At 46.3% G+C, this 2546-nt stretch carries 3 protein-coding genes; all 3 read right to left on the bottom strand.

Annotated elements, in window-relative coordinates; genetic code table 11:
• Positions 1-63: 63 nt before the first annotated feature.
• Positions 64-1326 carry a serine hydroxymethyltransferase gene (glyA, locus tag RWS39_RS09525; protein WP_125372982.1) on the bottom strand — a complete coding sequence of 421 codons (1263 nt, stop codon included), beginning with the start codon at positions 1324-1326 and terminating at the stop codon, positions 64-66.
• A 47-nt stretch (positions 1327-1373) separates the two neighbouring features.
• Complete coding sequence (locus RWS39_RS09520; RefSeq protein WP_125372981.1) at positions 1374-1964, bottom strand: L-threonylcarbamoyladenylate synthase; 591 nt, start codon at positions 1962-1964, stop codon at positions 1374-1376.
• On the bottom strand, positions 1957-2546 hold a 590-nt coding region (gene prmC / locus RWS39_RS09515), incomplete at its 5' end, for a peptide chain release factor N(5)-glutamine methyltransferase (protein ID WP_314482971.1). The genes prmC and RWS39_RS09520, both read right to left, overlap by 8 nt.

Below are 2546 nucleotides of genomic sequence, written 5' to 3'. Positions count from 1 at the left end.
AGCAAGTCCGTATCAGCTGGGCTGAATTGATGAATGATGGCCTTCTTTACATAAATGTCCATCTTAGTTCAAACCTTCATAGAGCGGAAAAGCGTCCGTCAATTCGCGAACTTCCGCCCGAACTTGATTGAGCACTGCTTCGTTTTCAGCGTTTTCCAGAGCCTTGATAATGAGCTCGGCTACCTTGATACTTTCTGTTACACCGAAACCTCGAGCTGCAATAGCTGCTGTACCGATACGAATACCGCTAGTCTTAAATGGTGACAAAGTTTCGTAAGGAATGGAGTTTTTATTAAGCGTGATATTGACCTCATCTAAGAGATTTTGCGCCACTTTCCCATTTTCTACAACCTTAGTGACATCAACCAAGAAAAGATGATTTTCAGTACCGTCAGAAATTACACGGAACTTGTCATGCTGACGGAAGACTTGGGCCATAGCTTGGGCATTGTCCAAAATCTGCTGAGCATAAACCTTGAAAGCTGGATCCAGCACTTCTTTAAAGGCCACTGCTTTGGCTGCAATGACATGCTCCAGTGGTCCGCCTTGAATGCCCGGGAAGATAGCTGAGTTAATTTTCTTAGCCAAGTCTTCATCATTTGTCAAGATCAAACCACCGCGAGGTCCGCGTAAAGTCTTGTGGGTCGTCGTAGTTGTAATATCCGCATAAGGCACAGGGCTCGGATGGAGACCAGCAGCGACTAATCCAGCAATGTGAGCCATATCGACCATCAGTTTGGCACCGACTGCATCAGCAATTTCACGGAATTTTGAAAAGTCGATGATGTGAGAATAGGCTGAAGCACCTGCCACAATCAACTTAGGCTGTACTTCCTTAGCTTGCTTGAGGATGGCATCAAAGTCCAGCAACTCTGTTTCTGGATCAACGCTATAAGATACAAAATGGTAGGTTTGGCCAGAGAAGCTGACTGGAGCACCATGGGTCAAGTGACCACCAGCAGACAAATCCATGCCCATCACTGTGTCGCCTGGCTCAATCAAAGCCATATAAGCTGCACAATTGGCCTGACTGCCTGAGTGAGGTTGTACATTGGCAAATTTGGCACCAAAGATTTCCTTGGCACGCTCAATGGCCAAGCTCTCCACAACATCCACTACGTCTGTTCCACCATAATAGCGGCGACCTGGGTAGCCTTCAGCATATTTATTGGTCAAAATAGAACCTTGAGCGGCCATAACAGCTTTAGAAACGACGTTTTCTGAAGCGATCAGCTCGATATTATGTTGCTGACGCTCTTCCTCATTGGCAATGGCATCCCAGAGTTCTTTGTCAAATGCTTTATAGTCTTCTTGGTCAAAAATCATAAGGTATCTCCTTCTTTTGAGAAAATAGGGCGCTAGGCTCCTAATAGTTAAAATGTTATATCACTTACTTGGGCGAGAATGTCCTCGCGGGTAATGGCTCCTTGGCGCAAAATACGTGCCTTTTCTCCAGACAAGTCCAGAATGGTTGAATCCTGACCTGTCAAAGCAGCATCATCTTCTACTCCCGAGACTTGCTCTTGAAAATCCATCATAATCTGCTGGAAATCAGTTCCACTGGCTTTTCCAGAAAGATTGGCGGATGGACCAATCAAGGGTCCGTACTTGCGAATCAAGTCCAGCGTAACTGGATGCTTAGGAATCCGAAAGCCCACAGTTTCCATACCAGAGCTAATCCAAGCAGGCACTCGGTCATTGGCTTGGAGGATAATAGTCAGTGGCCCAGGTAGAAAGGCTTGATAGAGTTTTTCTAGATAGCTGGGCTGGTTCTTAGAGAAACGGTAAACTTCTTCCAAGCTAGCCACATTGAGATTGAGAGCTTTGTCACGAGGTCTTCTTTTTAATTCATAGACTCGCTCAACCGCCTCTTCGTTCAAGGCTTGGGCAAAGAGGCCATAAACAGTTTCCGTAGGCAGGACGACCGCTCCACCTGCTGCTAGAGTCTTTTCTATCTTATCCATTGTCCACTGCCACCATTCTATCTTTACCAAATTGATCCTGCAAGACTCGAATTCGTTTTTGCGGGAAGGATTTTTTGAATAACTCCCTGACGCCGACTCCTTGCTTGTAACCAATTTCCAGATAGATTTTTCCTTTTTCTGTGAGATGCTCCCCTGCCTGCTCTGCTATTTTCTGATAGACGGCATAACCATCCTCCTCTGCGAAGAGGGCCATATGAGGCTCTGAGGTCAAAACATTAAGTCCAACTTCATCCTTATCCGCTTCTGAAATATAGGGCGGGTTGGAGACAATAATGTCAAATTTGCCACTGATTGTTTCAAAACAATCGGATTGGACAAAAGCAAGATTGAGGCCACAGGACTGAGCGTTTTCTGCTGCCAAGGCAAGAGCATCTTTCGAGAGATCAGAAGCAGTAATCTGCCAGTCTGGACGGCTATTTGCTAGTGCCAGTGCGATGGCCCCGCTGCCCGTGCCGATATCCAAGACAGATAGGGAGCTTTCAGGATTTTCTGACAAAATCAGCTCTACCAGCTCCTCCGTCTCAGGCCTTGGAATCAGAACTCGCTCGTCCACTTTGAGAG

Origin of the sequence: Streptococcus cristatus (assembly GCF_963529205.1) — a bacterium.
In the GTDB taxonomy this organism is placed as follows: Bacteria; Bacillota; Bacilli; order Lactobacillales; family Streptococcaceae; genus Streptococcus; species Streptococcus cristatus_O.
The sequence above is the reverse complement of the archived record's forward strand: the minus strand, read 5'-3'. Positions and strand labels throughout refer to the sequence as shown.